This window comes from Tolypothrix sp. PCC 7712 (genome assembly GCF_025860405.1).
GTDB lineage: Bacteria > Cyanobacteriota > Cyanobacteriia > Cyanobacteriales > Nostocaceae > Aulosira > Aulosira diplosiphon.
Window position 1 is genome coordinate 5,939,392 of the sequence record NZ_CP063785.1, and the last position, 19,314, is coordinate 5,958,705.

At 39.9% G+C, this 19,314-nt stretch carries 18 protein-coding genes; 10 read left to right on the plus strand and 8 right to left on the minus strand.

Annotated elements, in window-relative coordinates; all coding sequences use genetic code 11:
* Positions 1-983: 983 nt before the first annotated feature.
* From HGR01_RS24380 to HGR01_RS24390, 3 genes are all read left to right on the plus strand, one after another.
* A complete protein-coding gene (locus tag HGR01_RS24380) occupies positions 984-1,721 on the plus strand; it encodes a hypothetical protein (protein WP_168160980.1) in 738 nt (245 codons plus the stop codon).
* 282 nt (positions 1,722-2,003) lie between these two features.
* Entirely contained in the window at positions 2,004-2,771 is a 768-nt protein-coding gene (locus tag HGR01_RS24385; protein ID WP_045870789.1) for a DUF1350 family protein, read from the plus strand.
* 291 nt (positions 2,772-3,062) lie between these two features.
* Positions 3,063-4,199 carry a SpoIIE family protein phosphatase gene (locus tag HGR01_RS24390; RefSeq protein ID WP_045870788.1) on the plus strand — a complete coding sequence of 379 codons (1,137 nt, stop codon included), beginning with the start codon at positions 3,063-3,065 and terminating at the stop codon, positions 4,197-4,199.
* On the opposite strand, the gene HGR01_RS24395 is transcribed toward HGR01_RS24390, so the two are convergent.
* The 4 genes from HGR01_RS24395 to HGR01_RS24410 all read right to left on the minus strand — a co-directional run bounded on the left by HGR01_RS24395 (position 4,196) and on the right by HGR01_RS24410 (position 6,658).
* Positions 4,196-4,525, minus strand: coding sequence for an STAS domain-containing protein (locus HGR01_RS24395; protein ID WP_081584031.1), 330 nt, complete (start codon positions 4,523-4,525; stop codon positions 4,196-4,198). The two genes, HGR01_RS24390 and HGR01_RS24395, sit on opposite strands and share 4 nt — an antisense overlap.
* Before the next feature lie 427 nt (positions 4,526-4,952).
* Positions 4,953-5,645 carry a nucleotide exchange factor GrpE gene (gene grpE, locus HGR01_RS24400; RefSeq protein WP_045870786.1) on the minus strand — a complete coding sequence of 231 codons (693 nt, stop codon included), beginning with the start codon at positions 5,643-5,645 and terminating at the stop codon, positions 4,953-4,955.
* Positions 5,646-5,830: 185 nt separating this feature from the next.
* On the minus strand, positions 5,831-6,316 hold the full coding sequence (locus tag HGR01_RS24405) for a Dps family protein (RefSeq protein ID WP_045870784.1): 486 nt from the start codon (positions 6,314-6,316) through the stop codon (positions 5,831-5,833).
* Positions 6,317-6,394: 78 nt separating this feature from the next.
* The gene (locus tag HGR01_RS24410) at positions 6,395-6,658 is read right to left on the minus strand and encodes a ParB N-terminal domain-containing protein (RefSeq protein WP_045870783.1); all 264 of its coding nucleotides are present in this window, start codon (positions 6,656-6,658) and stop codon (positions 6,395-6,397) included.
* Between the two features lie 111 nt (positions 6,659-6,769).
* Between HGR01_RS24410 and HGR01_RS24415 the strand changes: the two genes are divergently transcribed.
* Entirely contained in the window at positions 6,770-8,440 is a 1,671-nt protein-coding gene (locus tag HGR01_RS24415; protein ID WP_045870973.1) for a SpoIID/LytB domain-containing protein, read from the plus strand.
* A 152-nt stretch (positions 8,441-8,592) separates the two neighbouring features.
* On the opposite strand, the gene HGR01_RS24420 is transcribed toward HGR01_RS24415, so the two are convergent.
* Together HGR01_RS24420 and HGR01_RS24425 are read right to left on the minus strand one after the other, a co-directional pair.
* The gene (locus HGR01_RS24420; RefSeq protein ID WP_045870782.1) at positions 8,593-8,892 is read right to left on the minus strand and encodes a ferredoxin; all 300 of its coding nucleotides are present in this window, start codon (positions 8,890-8,892) and stop codon (positions 8,593-8,595) included.
* 264 nt (positions 8,893-9,156) lie between these two features.
* Positions 9,157-9,417, minus strand: coding sequence for a hypothetical protein (locus HGR01_RS24425; protein ID WP_155539279.1), 261 nt, complete (start codon positions 9,415-9,417; stop codon positions 9,157-9,159).
* A 354-nt stretch (positions 9,418-9,771) separates the two neighbouring features.
* Here HGR01_RS24425 and HGR01_RS24430 point away from each other — a divergent pair, with 354 nt between their 5' ends.
* Together HGR01_RS24430 and map are read left to right on the plus strand one after the other, a co-directional pair.
* Positions 9,772-10,776, plus strand: a complete 1,005-nt coding sequence (locus tag HGR01_RS24430) for a Gfo/Idh/MocA family protein (protein ID WP_045870780.1) — start codon at positions 9,772-9,774, stop codon at positions 10,774-10,776.
* Between the two features lie 17 nt (positions 10,777-10,793).
* Complete coding sequence (gene map, locus HGR01_RS24435) at positions 10,794-11,555, plus strand: type I methionyl aminopeptidase (RefSeq protein ID WP_045870779.1); 762 nt, start codon at positions 10,794-10,796, stop codon at positions 11,553-11,555.
* A gap of 499 nt (positions 11,556-12,054) precedes the next feature.
* On the opposite strand, the gene HGR01_RS24440 is transcribed toward map, so the two are convergent.
* Both HGR01_RS24440 and HGR01_RS24445 read right to left on the minus strand, forming a co-directional pair.
* The gene (locus HGR01_RS24440; RefSeq protein ID WP_045870777.1) at positions 12,055-13,407 is read right to left on the minus strand and encodes a pentapeptide repeat-containing protein; all 1,353 of its coding nucleotides are present in this window, start codon (positions 13,405-13,407) and stop codon (positions 12,055-12,057) included.
* Positions 13,408-13,492: 85 nt separating this feature from the next.
* Entirely contained in the window at positions 13,493-13,861 is a 369-nt protein-coding gene (locus HGR01_RS24445) for a hypothetical protein (protein ID WP_045870776.1), read from the minus strand.
* A 721-nt stretch (positions 13,862-14,582) separates the two neighbouring features.
* On the opposite strand from HGR01_RS24445, the gene HGR01_RS24450 reads away from it, so the two are divergent.
* From HGR01_RS24450 to HGR01_RS24465, 4 genes are all read left to right on the plus strand, one after another.
* Positions 14,583-15,914: an AAA family ATPase gene (locus HGR01_RS24450; RefSeq protein ID WP_045870775.1), complete on the plus strand. Its 1,332-nt coding sequence runs from the start codon at positions 14,583-14,585 to the stop codon at positions 15,912-15,914.
* 272 nt (positions 15,915-16,186) lie between these two features.
* On the plus strand, positions 16,187-18,073 hold the full coding sequence (locus tag HGR01_RS24455) for a tetratricopeptide repeat protein (protein ID WP_096621770.1): 1,887 nt from the start codon (positions 16,187-16,189) through the stop codon (positions 18,071-18,073).
* Positions 18,074-18,128: 55 nt separating this feature from the next.
* Positions 18,129-18,452: a DUF433 domain-containing protein gene (locus HGR01_RS24460; RefSeq protein ID WP_045870774.1), complete on the plus strand. Its 324-nt coding sequence runs from the start codon at positions 18,129-18,131 to the stop codon at positions 18,450-18,452.
* 157 nt (positions 18,453-18,609) lie between these two features.
* Positions 18,610-19,137, plus strand: coding sequence for a hypothetical protein (locus HGR01_RS24465; RefSeq protein WP_210403098.1), 528 nt, complete (start codon positions 18,610-18,612; stop codon positions 19,135-19,137).
* Positions 19,138-19,314: the final 177 nt, after the last annotated feature.

The window sequence follows — 19,314 nt, forward strand, 5'->3', positions numbered from 1 at the left end:
GAGTGCGATCGCGTATTTTCTGCAAATGCATCACTTTCAATCTGATTTTGTGCTGGATATATGAAAATACTCAGTTAGGTTAATAAATATTATCTTATCTTGTAAATACAATCAATTATTAGCTTATTCACTAAAATCAATATTAGTTCGCGCTGCAAATGAACTAAATTGCCAGTACCATGAAGTGTAGTTATTTTCTTTCCAGAAGAATATTGAAAAGTTGTGATATCTCATTAATAATTATAATTATGGTCTATATAAGCTCAGATATTGTCTGGAATTTTAGCTAAAAATTAATTGATTGATTATCTAGAACCAGACTTTTGCAATGTTTTTCTTAAGTAATGCATCTAATTATTAATTCATAAATCTTATAAAAATATTGCTGTATTAAATTTTCTGAGTAATGACTGGGGTCTCTCTACAATACCTAAAAAATAATTCTGATTTTACTAATTTTTGATAGCTGAAAAGCTAGCTTTACCCTATCCACTCTTAAAAATTAAATTTATTTATCTGCGACCTCTATCAATAAAGGGGTTTATTTAGAACTAAGCATTGCTCCTCGGCAATCCGCTAGTTACAATGGTAAAGAACAGCTACATAGGAATATCTTTAAGGGAAAAATACTCACTATGATTGCAAATGCTTGGAGGTTGAAGTAATCACAACACTGAGCAGTATTCTTGATGGCAACTGAAGAAGCTGGTTTACCAAATACTATTAAACTTTAACCAATTATCTGAAAAAAAGAGTATCTTATTGTACAAAAATCAATTACTAGTATAAGTTTTCGTAAATAAAGCTACAATTTTCAATATGCATAAGCCGCGATATATGACAATTTTTACTTTTGCGTTTTGACTGCACAGTGTTACTAGTTTGATACCAAAATATTTCTGATATTGGTTAACCAAACGCTTCTATAATTAGCATTCTAGAAATTAGCTTGCTATATTGTACTAAATAACTATTCTGGTGAGGTGGGGAAAGCTGTGCGGGATGATTTACAAGGGTTGGAGATTAGTCCGAGAGATCTACAAAACCTGACTAATCTGCCTGTTAAAGATGAACTCATAAATATCATTAATCCTCTGGGACGCTTTGCCAAGCAAGTTATAGAAAAAATTAAAGGCACCGAAGGCGCAACTGTAGTTTTTATTAGTTTTTCTATTTTGGTTGGTTGCTATCTAATATTCGATTTTATTATTAGATTATTTGACCTATGGCTGACAGCACCTTCTTGGTTAGTGTTTATTGTCTTGGGTTTTTGGGCAGGAGGAATTACACAATTAGTTTTATATCTTGTGTGGAAAAGACGAGCTAAGTTCCTCAAAGCAAATATGACAAATTCTTTGCGGATTCTCTTAAATGATGTTGATAGATACAATGCCATTATTAAAGCTATAGATATTAATGACCAAATAGAAGATGCTGGTAATCCAGAGGTAACCATTTATCAACGACATAGAGTTATTGAAGCTTTAAAACTCACCAAGTCTGATTTAGTACGTGCGCTCAAAACAGAAAAGATTTTGAGAGAAAATAAAAATTTTATTCTCAAAAATAGCGAGCTTTTTGTAAATAATTTAGCCACTTTAACAGCCATGCAAGTAAATGAACAAGCTACTGAACATGGAAGATTACTCAATGAAGCGTTGCAAATTGCTTTAGATGTGCAACACGAAATGAAAAGGTTACAAAATCAGTCGGAAGGTTAATAAGGTTTGGTAATTGGTAATTGGTAATTGGTAATTGGTAATTGGTAATTGGTAATGGGAATTTCTCTCCTTGTCTCCTTTATCCCCCAGTCCCCAGTCCCCATTACCCCTTATCCCCAGAGGGGGCCCCGAGTTCCCTAGTCCCCAGTCCCCAGTCCCCAGTCCCCAGTCCCCAATCCCCAGTCTCCAGTCTCCAGTCCCCAGCTTTTTTAACCAAACGCACCATAGCGGCGATTCCCGTTTTAACATAAAGATGTGTTAAGTAAGCGATCGCCTATCGGCATGGACTGGAAAGAAATTCAAGGTAACTGGGTACTCGTCCCCCGCAATCCCATCGGTATCATCCATTTCCTCGGAGGTGCATTTGTCGCTACTGCACCTCATTTAACTTACCGTTGGGTACTAGAACAACTGGCAGAAAAAGGGTATGTTGTCATTGCTACACCTTTTGTTAATACTTTAGATCATATTGCGATCGCAAATTCTGTACTGCTCAACTTTGAACGAGCCTTAGAACGTCTTCGCGATTCTTCATCTTTACGCAAGCTGTATCTTCCTATCTATGGAATTGGACACAGCATGGGCTGCAAACTCCACTTGTTAATTGGTAGCGTTTTGGGTGCCGAACGTGCAGGTAACATTCTGATATCTTTTAATAATTACGCTGCTAAAGATGCGATTCCTTTAGTGGAACAATTGAATTCTGCTTTAGCAATTGAGTTTACCCCCACTCCTCTAGAAACAAATAAGCTGGTGCAAGAACGCTACAATGTGCGTCGCAACTTACTGATAAAATTTAGTAATGACACCCTTGACCAATCAGCAGTATTAAGCAAAATATTACAAGAACGCTTTGTGGAGATGGTAACGGTACAAACCTTGCCAGGAACTCATACTACACCCTTAGGCCAAGATTTGAAATGGCAAACAGGAGCATCTTTCACGCCTTTGGATGCTCTAGGGCAATGGTTTAAGCAAGAAGCATACCGTGATTTGAATCAACTCAAAAATGCTATGCTTTTGTGGCTAAATCCTCTTTCGCCGCCATAATCTTTTATGGCTGTTAAAAGAGAATGAACCCTAACTTTATGAATTATTGAGTGCTGTTAGGGGTCTGAGTCAATACAGTTCGGTTAAGGGGAAAAGGGAAAAAGGATTGAATTCACCCTTACCCTTTTCCCAGTTCCTGATTACAAAAATTATTTAGGAATTATATACAACTCATATTTAATTTTTGAAATCAACTCTATGTCCTTTTTGCTTATTACCTTTCTGTGCAAGTGATTTGAGCAACCATACATAATTGCTATAGCAATTACTAACTAGTGCTTCTTGCTGTTTATGTTTAAAATACTAGTAATTGACGATGACTATTCAATAGTAACCTTCCTCAAAAGAATGTTACAAAAGCAAGGGTATGAGGTAGTCACGGCTAGTAATGGTGAGGAAGGAATTACCAAAGTACTAACTTTTCATCCGGCATTAATTATTTGTGATTGGATTATGCCCGGGTTGAATGGTTTAGAAGTATGCCATCGAATTAAAACAGATCCCAAGCTATCTACTATCTTTTTTATTCTCTTAACTTCCTTAGATTCAGTTGCCGATCGCGTCAAGGGTTTGGATGCTGGAGCCGATGATTTTATCTCTAAACCTATTGAGCAATATGAATTACTAGCAAGGGTAAGAGCCGGATTACGATTACATATATTGAGTCGCGATTTGCAAACTCAAAAGCAGTTACTAGAAGCAGAGTTAGCAGAAGCAGCAGAATATGTGCGATCGCTTCTACCGCTACCACTAACGGAACCACTCAGTATTAATTCCCGCTTCATTCCTTCACGACAACTCGGCGGTGATTGTTTTGATTACTACTGGCTTGACTCTGAGTCTTTAGCAATTTACCTATTAGATACAGCCGGACATGGATTGAAAGCTACCCTCCCCTCAATTTCTGTACTCAATTTGCTGCGATCGCGCGCTCTTGGTAACCTGAATTACTACCAACCCAGCCATGTACTTAAAGCGCTCAATGAGACGTTCCAAATCAATGAGCAAAACGATAAATACTTTACTATTTGGTATGGAGTATACAACAGAGTTAAGCGACAGTTAATTTATGCAACTGCTGGACATCCACCAGCAATATTAGTATCTGGTAAATCTGTAAAGAATACTGAAGTTCAACTTTTGAGAACCCCTGGTATGCCAATTGGAATGTTTCCCGAGGCAAAATATATTGATGGGTTTTGCAATGTTGAAGCCTACAGTAATCTTTATATTTTTAGTGATGGTGCTTACGAAATTACTAAACCAGATGGTAAACTTTGGAGTTTAGATGCATTTATTCAGCTCATTATTAGCTTACGCAATAATGTTGAATCTCCTCTTGGAGAATTATTAAATTACCTCATGGCTTTGCATTCCCAAGAATCTTTTGAGGATGATTTATCTATTATTGAAGTAAATTTTGATTAATTTTTAGCCAGTAAAGTTTGATGAAATTCAGCCTGATTAGGAAAGATTTCAAACACTTGATCCATACTTGTCAATTCAAATAATATTCTTACTTGTTCATTAAGCGAGCAAATAGCAAGCTTGCTATCTGAGGCTCTCAGGGTTTTAAAAGCTAATACTAAAGTGCCTAAACCAGAACTATCCATAAATGTGACATCTTGAAAATCAACTAATATTGTTTTTGCACCCTTTTCTATTAATTGATTAAGACTTTGGCGCAAATCTTGAGATGTTGCTGAGTTAATAACACCACTAAGTTTAACCACTTCTACACCTGGTTTAAGCATGATATTTTTATCCTTGATTTTTGTAAAGAAAAGCATTTGTTATTGTATATTATTATATAATTTTAAGTCATTTCATAACCTTTAAGACTGATTAATGGCTATCAATTATCAATGATGGCTATCAGTAAAATCTGAATCTATAACTACAAATTATCAAAAAAACAATAACTACTCGTCATGAGCTGCATACAACACCCCCCAAATCTTAGCAGCCGGGGTCAAGGGTAGATTGTTTCTATATTTTATATTTCCCAAAATTAGCAATTTATTTCATAGGTTATCTGAAATTTTACAGATCTACTTGCTTGATTCTCTATCAAATAATCTAGTTTCATGCAGTTAAAGAAAAATATACTAAGGTAAAACTTAAGTTAACCTATTGTTAACCTTTTGCCCATAGCTAACAGACTCAGCTAATATTCTCTTGTCAAATAGGGCTAACTTTCGCCCTATATAACAGCTTTTCACCTTGTCGGTAACCAATGTAACGCACCTTGACTAGTTCACCAGCTTGTGAACTACCATCCATTAATTGGTGCCACTGAGGATCGTAAGGTACTTCTTCATCTACAGATGCGATCGCTTCTATTCCCCAAAGTTGTAATAATTTTTCTAATGGCTTTTGCACCAATGGTACAACTTTAATGGCTGCTAGCTGCTGATTCTCCTTTGCTTTCTGTGCTGCTGTCGGCCATTGCAGTAGCAAAGGTTCCAAGATTTGCAAACTCGTCTGCTGAAACTCTTGCTGCAATAACTCTCGCTGCTGTAATAGCGCTAGTTGCGATCGCTCATATTCTCTTCTTAAATTGTCATTTTCTTGTAATAAATTTTGTTGATTATTTTTCAGTGCTGAGTGCTGAGTGCTGAGTGCTGAGTTACTTGTATTTTCTTGTCTCTCACTCGTAACGGAAAAATTAGTAACTATTTCATTTAATGTTATCTGTAGCGTATGCGACAATTTAAGCAATATATCTACTCGCATCTGCTTTACCTTTCCCTGACGCAGTCGCAAAATTTGGCGCTCTGACACACCAGCAGTACGACTCAGCTCTTTAAAACTGGAAATACCCATTTGTTGCATTAACTTCTGCAACAAATGGGTGAAATTATTATTTGGCATTTGGTATTAGGTGTTGGGTGTTTGGTGTTGGATAATTGGTAGTGGGTAATGGGTAATTGGTAATAGAAATTTCTTCCTCATCCCCCTCATCCCCCTCATCCCCCTCATCTCCCTCATCTCCCTCATCCCCCTCATCTCCCTCATCCCCCTCATCTCCCTCATCCCCAATCCCCAGTCCCCAGTCCCTATTCTTCCAACAAACTTCTCAGCATCCAAGCTGTCTTCTCATGCACCTGCATCCGTTGCGTTAGCAAATCGGCGGTGGGTTCGTCGTTGACTTCATCAACTACAGGAAAGACAGAACGTGCAGTTCTGACTACGGCTTCTTGTCCTGCTACTAAGAGGCGAATCATTTCTGTAGCTTTAGGAACTCCAGGAGTTTCAGGAATTGAACTAAGTTTTACATATTCACTGTATGTTCCAGGTGCGGGGTAGCCAAGCGCTCTGATGCGTTCGGCAATTAAATCAACTGCTAGGGCTAATTCTGTATACTGGGTTTCAAACATTAGGTGCAAGGTTTGGAACATTGGCCCAGTTACATTCCAATGGAAATTATGCGTTTTGAGATACAGGGTGTAGGTATCAGCCAACAGTCGAGACAATCCCTCAGCGATTTTAGCTCTACTAGCATCATCAATACCAATATTTAGAGTTTCTGGTTTAGATGGCATAATTTTCTCCTAATCGGTTATTAAATTTATTTGTCTGTTGTCCCTTGCTGCTTTTTTTGATTACCCATTGACATTGAATCATGCTAAGTGCATCTTGAGAACGCTACGGGGAGCTTTACGGACTCTAGCTAAGATTGTTTCTTTACCTAGACGCTGGCAAGCTTCATACCGATGGCAACCTGAAAAGCCATAATAGAGTCCTTCTACTTCAAGGACATCAATAGGTTCTTGTTGTCCGATCGCAGCAATCGATTCCATTAAGGCTTGTACTTTGTGCGGATCGTTTGTCCGGGGCAACGGCCGCTTTATCTGGTTGAGTGGAATTTCTTGGATTTTAACCATAAGGGTTTGTCTAACTAAATTCCCTTCTGTGACTATATATAAATCATAGTCGTTATGACTTCGTTTTGCAACCTTTGGGGCAAAACTGGTAATGGTATTATTGGAGCAATCATGCGACAAAACCAATTCGTTACAAAGCAACGAGCAAACCTGCCCCAACGCCGCACAGCGAGGGATAATCAGCTTTCTCATAAGATTTTGTACTGGCATTTTCCCCGGACTCTACTGATAGGATTTTGCCTATTAGGGCTAACTGCGGCATCTGGCTCTGAGAGTAGAAGCAAGGATGTAGTATTAAAAATTGGGATTGTGCAAAGGTTTGGAGAGGAACCTACAGCCAAGCTGCAATTAGAACCAAGTAAAGGCGATCGCTTAAAGCTGAGATTTAAGACAGGTAACCGGGAGCAAACTTTAGTTACCCAGAACCCTGTCAAGCTAGAAATAGCAATGCAAGCTTTACCCCAAGCAGCAGTTGATGAGGTAGTAGTTTTAGGAACCTTCCGTACCTTTGAAACGGCTGAAGATAGCGCTCAAAAATGGCGCGCGCAGGGGATAGAGGTAGAAATAGCCCAGCCGGAACGCTGGCAAGTTTGGGCAAAACGGGATGTTTACAACACTCCCTTACTGCGAAGGTTGCTATTGCAGAGCTTGCAAGCTTCCGATCAGAATAATCTGATCTACCTGGATACCAAAGTTTCACAAAAAACGCCGTTAGTGAGTTGGGTAATCAATGGCAACCGCTACAGCCGGAATTATGTAAAAATAAGCACCGATAAAAATTTAATTCGGGTAAATAAAACTGAAAATCCTGATAAGGCTCGGCTTTATGCTGGGGAGATGAACTTACAGCCTAACGCTTACGGTACGTATACTCTAGTTAATCTAGTACCATTAGAAACTTATTTGCGGGGTGTTGTTCCTAATGAAATTGGTGCGAATGCGCCAAAGGCATCTTTGGAAGCACAAGCGATTCTAGCTCGTACTTATGTTTTAAGGAATTTACGTAGATTTGCGGTTGATAACTACGAATTATGTGCTGATACACACTGCCAAGTTTATTATGGGCTAAATGGCATAGCGCCCAATACAGATAAAGCGATCGCAGCTACTAGGGGTATGGTATTAACTTATCAAAACCAGCTAGTAGATGCCCTCTATTCCTCTACCACAGGCGGCGTGACTGCTTCTTTCAGCGATATTTGGAACGGTGAAGATCGTCCTTATCTCAAGCCAGTAGTTGATGCTTCTTTGAATATCTGGGATTTATCTAAACAGAATTTAGCAGATGAAAATAACTTTCAGAAATTTATTAGTCTCGACAAAGGATTTAATGAAAGCGAGTGGGATCTATTTCGTTGGCGCAAAGAAAGCAGCATAGAAGATATTACTAAGGACTTGCAGAAATTTTTGCGTGTGAAAAAAAGCCCCTACAGTAAATTGAAAACTATTCAAGCCATGTCTGTAGTCAAGCGTTCTGCTAGCGGACGCATTCTCGATTTAGCCATCAAATCAGACATTGGTGTCTTCACTTTACATAAAGACGAAGTACGTAGCGCCTTTGCTGCTCCCATTAGCACGCTATTTTATTTACAACCCCTTAATAAAGGCAAACCAAACCTGTGGGGATATGCTTTTGTGGGTGGAGGATTTGGACATGGAGTTGGCTTGAGTCAAACTGGAGCGCAAAACCTAGCTAAGTTAGGTTGGTCAAACCAGAAAATTCTGCAATTCTATTATCCGGGAACGCAAGTCAAACTTCTCAGTGATGAGATTAAACCGTAAAACTGTTGTGGAGTACAGACGCGATTAATCGCGTCTCTGCGACTTTTACCGCCCGAGTATTCATCTAGAGGCTGCGCGTTGGATTGCAGCACTAGATGAATGCAGGAATTAAATCAACCTTTTAACAGATTTGTGATTCAGGCGGCTAATTCTTAGTACAGTTCTTCTTCTTTGTGAGTTTCGATGGTGCAATCAGATGCAGGATAAGCAACACAGGTCAGAACATATCCAGCTTCGATTTGGTCGTCATCTAAGAAAGACTGGTCAGATTGGTCAACTTTACCAGAGACAATTTTACCTGCACAGGTAGAACAAGCACCAGCACGGCAAGAATAGGGTAAGTCAAGACCAGCTTCTTCAGCTGCATCTAGAATATAAGTATCATCAGGAACGTCGATAGTTTGGTTAATGCCTTCAGCTTCGCTGACTAATGTTACTTTGTAAGTTGCCATTTCAGTAATCCTCTCTTTTTGCGAACGGCAGTATAAGTTATCCTAAAGCAAAGGTAGGCAAAGCCCACGGCTGCTCTTATGGGATTAGCCGCATTTAAAATTTGCTTCAATTCTGATACTACGAGAAAAAGAAAAGGATGTAACTGGAAATTGTCCGCGATTAGTAATGAAATTTAGTTATTTAATCCTAATAAGTTTTGCTTATATATTTAATCCCTTATTAAGACTGTTATTAGAAAAAGTTATTGTTACTCTCAACAAAGCTCAATGATTCGATAGCGGGGCATGGGGCATTGGGCATGGGGCATGGGGCATGGGGCATGGGGCATTGGGCATTGGGCATTGGGCATTGGGCATGGGGGAGGCAGTTGCTACAACGTGGGAAACCCACGCAACGCACTGCCTCCTCAAGCTGGGGAACCCCTTCTCTTTCAGAGACGCTAACGCGAACGGCAGTCCACTCGGCGGCATAGCTGCACGTGTGGCTGCACTCACCGTCCAACGCACTGGCTCAACTTTCCGCAAAATCCAAAATCTAAAATTGTTTGACGTGGAGATACTTGGTTTTTTCAGGACTTATACAAAACCTTGCTTTACGTCCAACCAGCAGGATATGGTATCGTTATTTGCGCCGTCTAAAATCTCTGTATGTAATTAGCGTTATAGGCGGAATAACTTTGAAGAGTGCTGAGTTAGAATACCGCCCACAAGGAAGTTTACTCTGATCCTGGGGTTCGGTAGTTCCCCATAACGGAAAACCCGTCTTTTGGGCTACTTCCCTAATTACATGAGTTTGAGTACTTTTTCTGGACTCAGGACTCACTGCTCAGTACTGGCTTTACCCATACAGAAAAACTACAAACAGAACTAGTAACTGTCATGTATAATTCCGAGGCATCTTCAAAAACAGCAAAAGTGCGGGTAGGGCTGGTTGGTACAGGGTATGCGGCAAAGTTTCGCAGTGAGGCTTTGCTGCATGATGCGCGATCGCATCTAGTGGCGATCGCGGGCAATGAATTAGAAAATACCCAAGCCTTCGCGCAACAATACCAGGCGGAAGCTGTGATTTCTTGGGAACAGCTAGTAGAACGAGACGATATTGATTTGGTGATTATTTCCACCATTAACCGCGATCATGGAGCGATCGCGCGTGCTGCCCTCACTCATGGAAAACATGTGATTGTAGAATACCCCTTAGCTTTAGATGTCGTAGAAGCTCAAGAAATTCTCACTTTAGCCAAAGCCCAAAATAAAGTACTCCATGTTGAGCATATTGAAATTTTAGGTGGACTGCATCAAGCTGTCAGGCAACACATAGATAAAGTTGGTCATATCTTTTATGTTCGCTACAGCACAGTTACTCCCTTGCATCCAGCACCCCGCAAATGGACTTATAACCATGAGTTCTTCGGTTTTCCGTTAATGGGTGCGCTTTCTCGATTACATCGCCTCACAGACCTATTTGGTGAAGTCTTCACAGTTAACTGTCATCAACGCTTTTGGCAATTAGAATCTGAGTATTTTCAAACCTGTTTTTGCATTGCACAACTGTGCTTTACTAGTGGATTATTAGCGCAAGTAGTTTATGGCAAAGGCGAAACCCTGTGGCAACAAGAACGCAAGTTTGAAGTTCATGGAGAACAAGGTGGGTTAATTTTTGATGGTGAAAAAGCATCGTTTGTGCAAGCAGGGGAAACAACACCCATAGAAGTTGGCACCCGTCGGGGTTTATTTGCGAAAGACACTACTATGGTCTTAGATCATATTCTTGATGGCACGCCTTTATATGTCACTCCAGAACAGAGCTTATACACCTTGAAAGTTGCTGAAGCTGCTAGACGCGCTGCAGAAACAGGCTTAACTATATTTATGAGAGATATTTAAGACATTAATTAAAGTCTATGAGAACCGAAACAATCGTTATTTTGTCTCAACGTGAAATCGAAAAAATGCGGAAGGCGGGGCATTTAGCAGCCCAGCTTTTACAGCATTTAGAACCAATGGTAAAGCCTGGGGTGAGTACTCAAGAACTCAATGATGAAGCCGAACGCTGGACACAAGCACATGGAGCCAAAAGCGCCCCTCTGGGTTACAAAGGTTTTCCCAAATCTATTTGTACTAGTGTGAATGAGGTGATTTGTCACGGCATTCCTAATGTTAAACAAATTCTCCGGGATGGTGACATTATTAACATTGATGTTACGCCAATTGTTGATGGTTACCACGGCGATACATCGAAGACATTCTTAGTAGGAAATCCTGCACCAAAGACGAAAAAATTGGTGGAGGTAACAGAGGAATGTCTGCGGCGAGGAATTGCGGAAGTTAAACCTGGTGCGCGCATTGGCGATATTGGTGCAGCCATTCAAGAATATGCAGAAGCACAAGGCTTTTCTGTAGTGCGTGATTTTGTGGGACATGGTATTAGTAATGTGTTTCACACTGCACCAGACATTCCCCACTACGGTACAAGGGGCAAAGGTAAAAAGCTGAGAGCAGGGATGGTATTTACAATTGAGCCAATGATTAACGAAGGTACTTGGGAAGTGGAAGTTCTCAGCGATAAGTGGACGGCGGTGACGCGCGATCGCAAACTTTCAGCGCAGTTTGAACATACCTTAGCTGTTACTGAAGATGGTGTGGAGATTCTCACTGCACTTTAGTGAATTGGTAATTGGTAATTGGTAATTGGTAATTGGCAGGTTAGTCATTACCATTGCCAATTGAATTATTGATGCGTCGCGAACATTTTTTGATTTTGTATCACTGATTAAAGAAGCCAGAAGAATTGGGGGATTCTCCCCCAAACCCCCGATTGGGTGACGGTTGCGTCCCCCAAACCCCCTCCAAAATGATTGTTCGGTTTTTTGTTGAATAATACCAATTGGAAAAAAGAATGCAACAGACTGTAGGGGAACGGCACGCTGTGCCATCTAGAATATATTTATGTGTCGCAAACATTATTTGAATTGGTATAATCACCCATTCCACTGCTTATAGTTTTCACAGAAATTAAAATTTATTTCAAGCAGTGGAAGGGGAAAAGGCAATGGTCAAAGGGAAAATTGCAGACAAGTCATCACAAATCCTCTCTACCAATTACCCATTACCAATTACCAATTACCCATTACCAATTACCCATTACCCATTACCAAAATCCTGTCACCGTCCCAACTTATTAGGAATACCTTCACAACCGCCAGGAATTGTACTTCTGGATTTTTCTCCACACCAAGCACAGCAATAATAACGTGCTGATTCAGTCATTCGCTGCACATCTGTGAAATCGGTATTTTCTATAACAGCGCCAGTGTGTTCACCAGTGTGATAATTTGGCGGTTCGGTGCGGCTGCGGGGTGATGCTTTTTCTACTGAACCGTAAAACAGACGCACTCCGTTTAAGTCGGCGTTGCGGAGTTTGGCATCATATAAAATGGTGCGGGAAAGGTTGGCTTTGACTAAATCACAACCGCTGAGGTCGGCGCGGACAAGATTAGCTTCGCTGAGGTCAGTCCAGCGTAAATCTGTACCAGCTAAGTCTGCGCCAGCTAGCATGACACCTAAATCGATGACACGCACACCTTCGAGGCGGTCTTCAGCATATCCGCCAATACCGTTAAGAATAGCTCTTCCCAAACGGCGATCGCGTTTTAGGGGTGTGAGTAATTTAGAACGGGAAAGAAAGCGGAGAATCTTTGCTTTACCGCTACCATCAACACTACTAAAAATTGCGGCTGTGCGTCCTTCTGCAATTGACCTTTCTTGCGGCCAGTCTTCTAATAGTCCTTCTTCATCTAAGACTAAATCGGAAATGCCTTGAAAATATGAATCGATTGTTTGCTGCTGAGTGATGATATTTTGTTGCACTGTCAGCAGGTTTTGCTGAATAGTTAAGTCTTTGGAAATGACGTATTGTCGCCAAGCGACGTAAACAGCAATGATGGCGATCAGAATTTGTCCTAAAGCGCCGAACCATTCCGCCAAAGTCCCCGACGCTTCCCAATTAATTTTGCGTCCCGTAGCTAATAAGCGATCGCCTAAACCCGAAAATCTCACCAAGCCAATGAGCGCTACAATTAGTCCGATAAACGCAATGAACAGGGTTCTATCTTGGGGTGTAAACCACTGTTTGAGGAGATTTTGCACCCAAGGCCAGAGCATCGCCAGGGATAATATTAAAGTGACCAGCGTTCCGAAAGCACCAATAAACCAGTTATTCAGGATTAATCCCAGAATAGTAATTGTGATCGCTAATAAAGTAAGTACTAATGCTCTAGTTTTGACAGAAAATTGATTGCTTTTAGCTGGCTGGAAAAAAGAACGAGCTTGTTTGAGTGCTGCGGTATTTTGTGGCGATTGCAAAGCAGAAATTGCAGCCAAAGCCTGTTGTGTAGCCAATCCTTCTGGTGTCAGGTGATGCTCACCTGTACCACCATCAAAATCATCTGGTTGCAAATCATCTTCTGAGAAAGGTTCTGGGGTTGTGATGTCGGAAGAGTTGGAATCATTCGTCATTCTTTCTATTTTGCCCCACCATACTCAGTTCAACGATGCGCGTCTAGACAAATATTTTCTCGTTAAGGCTGTCAAGGGTCAAGAGTCAAGAGTCAAAAACTACACCCGTGAGTTGATTAACGAATACTATAGAATCGCAAACGAGGTTATTTTGTTCGTCAGCGAGGTTATTTTGCTCGTTAACGAGGTTATTTTGTTCGTCAGCGAGGATATTTTGCTCGTCAGCGAGGCTTTTTTGCTCGTCAGCGAGGATATTTTGTTCGTCAATGAGGCTTTTTTGCTCGTCAGCGAGGTTATTTTGCTCGTCAATGAGGCTTTTTTGCTCGTCAACGAGGTTATTTTGCTCGTTAACGAGGCTTTTTTGCTCGTCAACGAGGCTTTTTTGCTCGTCAACGAGGTTATTTTGCCCGTCAACGAGGCTTTGAGCTTCATTAGACTTCTTGCAAGAATACAAAACTTACCCTCATCCCCCAGCCCCTTCTCCCTCAGGGAGAAGGGGAGCCGATATCAAAGTCCCTCTCCCTCAGGGAGAGGGATTTAGGGTGAGGGCAAAGATCATTGGTGTCAACTTAACGTGAAACCCGCTTGGTTGAAAGGTTTTGCCCTCACCCCCAGCCCCTCTCCCTCAGGGCTATGGTGTACACACAAGTCGTGAAATTCCACCTGAAGCTTGGTTTTGCCCTTTAACTCTGGGCTGTTGGAACGCTCCCGAAGCCTGTCCGCAGCGAGGAGGAACGACGAAGCAATCGCAAAAACTACGGGATTATGCGATTACTTCGCTCCGCTATCGCTGCGCTCGTAATGACAATTTAAGGGGTCTATAACGCCTGAAACCCTTACAGCTACCACTTGTGTGTACACCGTAGCTCCCTCAGGGAGAGGGGAGCAAGAGATTCAATTCCCCTTCTCCCTCAGGGAGAAGGGGTTAGGGGATGAGGGCGCGAGGTATTTGTACAACGCCCGCCTCATACCGCTTTTAGCTTAAGTTGACACCAATGGGCAAAGATTCATGCAAGAGGTCTATTTTCAAAGTAAGGTGCGTTACGCCGTAGGCTAACGCACCGAAAATTCTCATGTTACTTGAAGTTAAAACAATCACATACCCAATAATTCCATTGTCTACCTAGATCTGAAAGTTTGCGATAATATGGCGCTAAAATCAGCAACTCAGATTTATGACGCAGGATTTTGCATTATTAAAGCGGATATACAATGCTTTTGACCCATTTCGCCCCTTACCCGCAGGAGATCCGGCTTATGTTGATTGTACAGAAGTGCGGGGAGATGGGGACATATTAGTAGAAGTCGGCAGAGAGATTTTATATTCAGATAGAATGACCTCGCAACTGTATGCAGGTCATCGCGGTGCGGGGAAATCTACAGAATTGCTGCGGTTACAAAAATATTTAGATGAGCAAGGTTGCTTTGTAGTTTATTTTGCCGCCGATGAGCAAGATATTGATCCAGAAGATGCCCAATATACTGATATTCTTTTAGCTTGTACCCGCCACTTACTAGAAGCATTAAAAGATAGCACTTCTCCAGCTAGTTTGTTGAACTGGTTAAGCGAGCGTTGGCAAGATTTAAAAGATTTAGCATTAACTGAAGTTTCCTTACAAAGCTTAAGTATAGAAGGACAAATTTCTCAATTTGCCAAATTAACAGCAAACTTGCGAACAGAACCCACTCAACGCCAAAAAATTCGCGAGCGAGTCAACCCGCATACAATTACTTTGATTGCTGCTTTAAATGAATTTATTCAAGATGCTAAAAAGCACTTACCTACAGGATATTCTCAACTTGTATTAATTGCTGATAACTTAGACCGGATTGTACCCATACCTCAAGAAGATGGACGCAGCAATCACGACCAAATTTTTATCGACCGTAGTGAGCAACTGCAAGCTTTAGACTGTCATTTGCTGTACACAATACCCATTTCTTTGCTGTATTCTAATCGCGCCGCAGACCTAGCGAATATTTATGGTAATACTCAAGTATTGCCGATGATTATGGTGCAAACACCAGATAATCAACCATATCAACGGGGAATTAATAAAGTTACAGAAATCCTGCAAAAGCGTCTTAGTTTAATCGACCCAAGTTTATCTATTGTCGATATGTTTGAGCAGCGAGAAGCTTTAGAAAGACTATGCTTGATGAGTGGAGGTCACGTGCGAAATTTATTATTATTAATGAAGGAGGCGATTAAATACACTAACAGCCTACCCATTCCTACCAGAGCCTTACAGCGCTCATTTAGCGAGTTACGAAATACTTACCGAAATACAGTTTTTGCTAATGAATGGGAAGCGCTAGCAAATGTATATCATTCTAAAGAAATAGAAAACGATCCATTGTATCGAGGTTTATTATTTAATCGCTGTATTTTAGAATATCGTTATTTAAATGGAGATGGAGAAAGTCAAGTTTGGTATGATATTCATCCTCTCGTCAAAGGAATTAAGGAATTCCAAGATACATTTAATCGATTTTATCCGGCATAGAAATAAATAACAGTGTCATTGGTTAACATGAGGAGCATTTTAAATGTGTAATAACATGATTTGTCATTGCGAGCGTAACGTAGTGGAGCGAAGCAATCGCCAAGTAAGGGTGTTGCGATTGCTTCATTACGCTACGCTTCATTCGCAATGACTATTAATAATACTTTCAACAAAATGCAAAAAGCTATTACTAGCTGCAAGATCCCCGACTTCTTCAAGAAGTCGGGGATCTGACCCCTCGTAACTTTATAAGGCATGACAAAGCTAAGATTATGGCATTAGATCTGACGGATTGGGATAGGGATTTACCCTCAGAAGGAGAGGAAGAATATCAAGCCTTAGTCCGTACTCTTAATTTTACAGAAGGTTTTGGCTTATTATTTGTCCGTTGCTCTCCGGCTGAAGGTGAGCAGTTAATTATTAAAGTCAAAGAAGATATTACTAATAAAAATATTGAAGTTCTACGACTTGAGCAAGCCGTCGATAATTTATATGAAATAATTGATAATTTAGATAATAAAGAAAAAATAAATATTTTATTTATTACAGGGTTAGAGCATTCATTTTATGAATATGAAGAATGCAAAAGCTTGATGGGTTGGAATAGTAAAGATATTTATTCATATAGTTGGAAGGGCGTACCACCTGTTTTAATTAACCTCAATCAACAGCGAGAACGGTTTAAAGAGAACTTTAATATCTGTTTTGTATTCTTGCTACCGATATTTGCAATTAAATATTTTATTCAACGTGCGCCTGATTTTTTTGATTGGCGTTCAGGCTTGTTTGAATTTCCTATAGATTCAGAAACTTTAGAACAAGAGTCATCACGTATAATGCAGGATGGAGATGAAGAAAAATATCTCAACTTAACCCCAGAAGAAAGAACTCAACAAATCATAGCAATTCAGGCATTAATAGCAGAAGACCATCAAACACCTGACCGTCAATATGATCTATTGATTAAATTGGGAAAATTACATTCTGCTGGAAAGGATTACAAAGAAGCGATTTACACTTACGAAAAAGCATTAGAAATTAAACCTGATACATCCGATACGTGGTATCATCTGGGCAATTCACTAAGAAATTTAGGGCGTAATCAAGAAGCGATTTTTGCATACGACAAAGCAGTGGAAATTAAACCTAATTACCACCACGCTTGGAATAACCGTGGGTATGCGCTACAAAATTTAGGACGCAATCAAGAAGCGATCACTTCTTACAATAAGGCTTTGGAAATTAATCCTAATTACTACTATGCTTGGAGCTTTAGAGGGATTGCACTAGATAATCTAGGATGCTATGAAGAAGCAATTGATTCTTATGATCAAGCAGTTGCTATTAAACCTAATGATAACTATGCTTGGTATTTTCGAGGGATTACACTAGGGAACTTAGGACGTTATGAAGAAGCGATCGCGTCTTATGACAAAGCTCTGGAAATTAAACCTGATGATCACTATGCTTGGAACAGTAGGGGGATTGCGCTAGGGAATTTAGGACGTTATGAAGAAGCCATTGCCTCTTATGACAAAGCTCTGGAAATTAAACCTGATGATCACTATGATTGGTACAACCGGGGAATTGCATTAGATGATTTAGGACGGCATGAAGAAGCCATTGCCTCTTATGACAAAGTATTAGAAATAAACCCAGATTATCATAAAGTATGGAAGAAAAGAGGTCGTTCATTAACAAAATTAGGTCGTTATGAAGACGCGAACATTAACTATAACCAAGCTGCCGAGTTTCTAATTGATGATGGTTTTTTTTGGTATTTTAGAGCATATTCATTGTATTACTCTGGTCAATATAAAGAGGCACTTGCAAGCTTTGAAATAGCTATTAATAGTACCATAAATAAATTTGATAATAATTATTCCTGGGTTACACATTATCAACGAATTTTAATTAATTTTACATCTGATCCCTCCTATTTATTCTGGTATGGTAAAGGTATATGTCTTTGGAAATTGCACTTTTATAAGGAAGCTTTGGCTAGCTTTAAAAAAGTTTTCTTTAACTCTTACTTGTATCAAGATTGCTTCAGCATATTTAAAGCTGTATTTAAGGCTATTTACCAGAAAAATTTTGGCTTGAAAGAAGTAAAATATGCTCTTACTGATTTTTTAGAGAAAAGCGGTTTCAAGCATTGATTTAAGGATAGCTTCACTTATACTAAAAACAGTTATTCAGTCGTGATTGCAATCTATGACAGCAACACCATTCATTCACAAGCAGTATGTTGAGTGGAGAGAAAACGGTTACTGGATTAAGGACAGTCGTGTTTATTTAGACTCTGTTGTTTATGCTTTCTTGAATGGTACATCACCGGAAAGTATCATTCAAAGTTTTCCAGTATTAAAGCTTGAGCAAGTTTATGGTGCTATTACATTTTACTTAGCAAATCAGTCAGCAATTGATGCTTATTTGCAAGCTGGTGAAGCTGAGTTTGAGAAACTGCGTCAAGCTTCAAAGGAACAGAATGCTGCATTGTATAATAAGTTGCTTGCTGCTAAAGGCGATCATCAATGAAAATTCGGTTTGAGTCAGATGCTAACTTTAATCCAAGTACTCTGTCAGTTATTTAATGTTTGAGTATTATTACTGATTGCTTCTATATAAAACTTATTTTATATTTTTCTTCCTCAGAATTTTGTGGTGAATAAATGAGGAGAGATGAAAAATAATGATGATATTTCAAGACTTAGATGATGTAACACGTAAACGGATGATAGCTGAAGTTGAGTCGGATACGGCTAATGGCAAGCTATACATTAGTTCACGTTTGAGTGCAAATGGCAGACAAGATTATGTGAATTTACTCAAAGAAGCAATTACTAGCCATAATGAGGTATGGTTGGCTCAACAACTTTCCTTAAATGGTAGACTCAACTTAACAGAGGAAAGAAAAAAACCAAAGGGCGGCTATACGACTGCAAAAGTTCCTGAAACGGCTCCTGAAACACTAGCAGAAGGTGAATTTAACCGTTTTTACATTCGTGGCTTATGTCTCAGGGCATTGGAGGAAGGAATATTTGAGCTTGAAGTTTATCGTGCTAAATCTGTAATGAATCCTCGTCTAGAGTCACAAGCAAAATTAGGAACGAAAGTACAAGCAGAAAAATTGCTGAATGATCTTCGATCTCATCCAGGAGTTGATACAGCTCTAGGTTTACCAAATGGCCCAAACTCTGGATTAAGTGTTAAGCTTCCTTAGATGTTAATAGCATAGTAGTAGTGGCGTGACCAGACTAAAATGTTGCAATGAAATCTGGATAAAATTAACCGCAGATTGACGCGGATAGAATTTTTTTTATTGCACTACTTTACTCTTGCCACGCCACTACAAAAGCTCACTACTAAAATACATCTATTCAACAAATCGCCCTGCGCT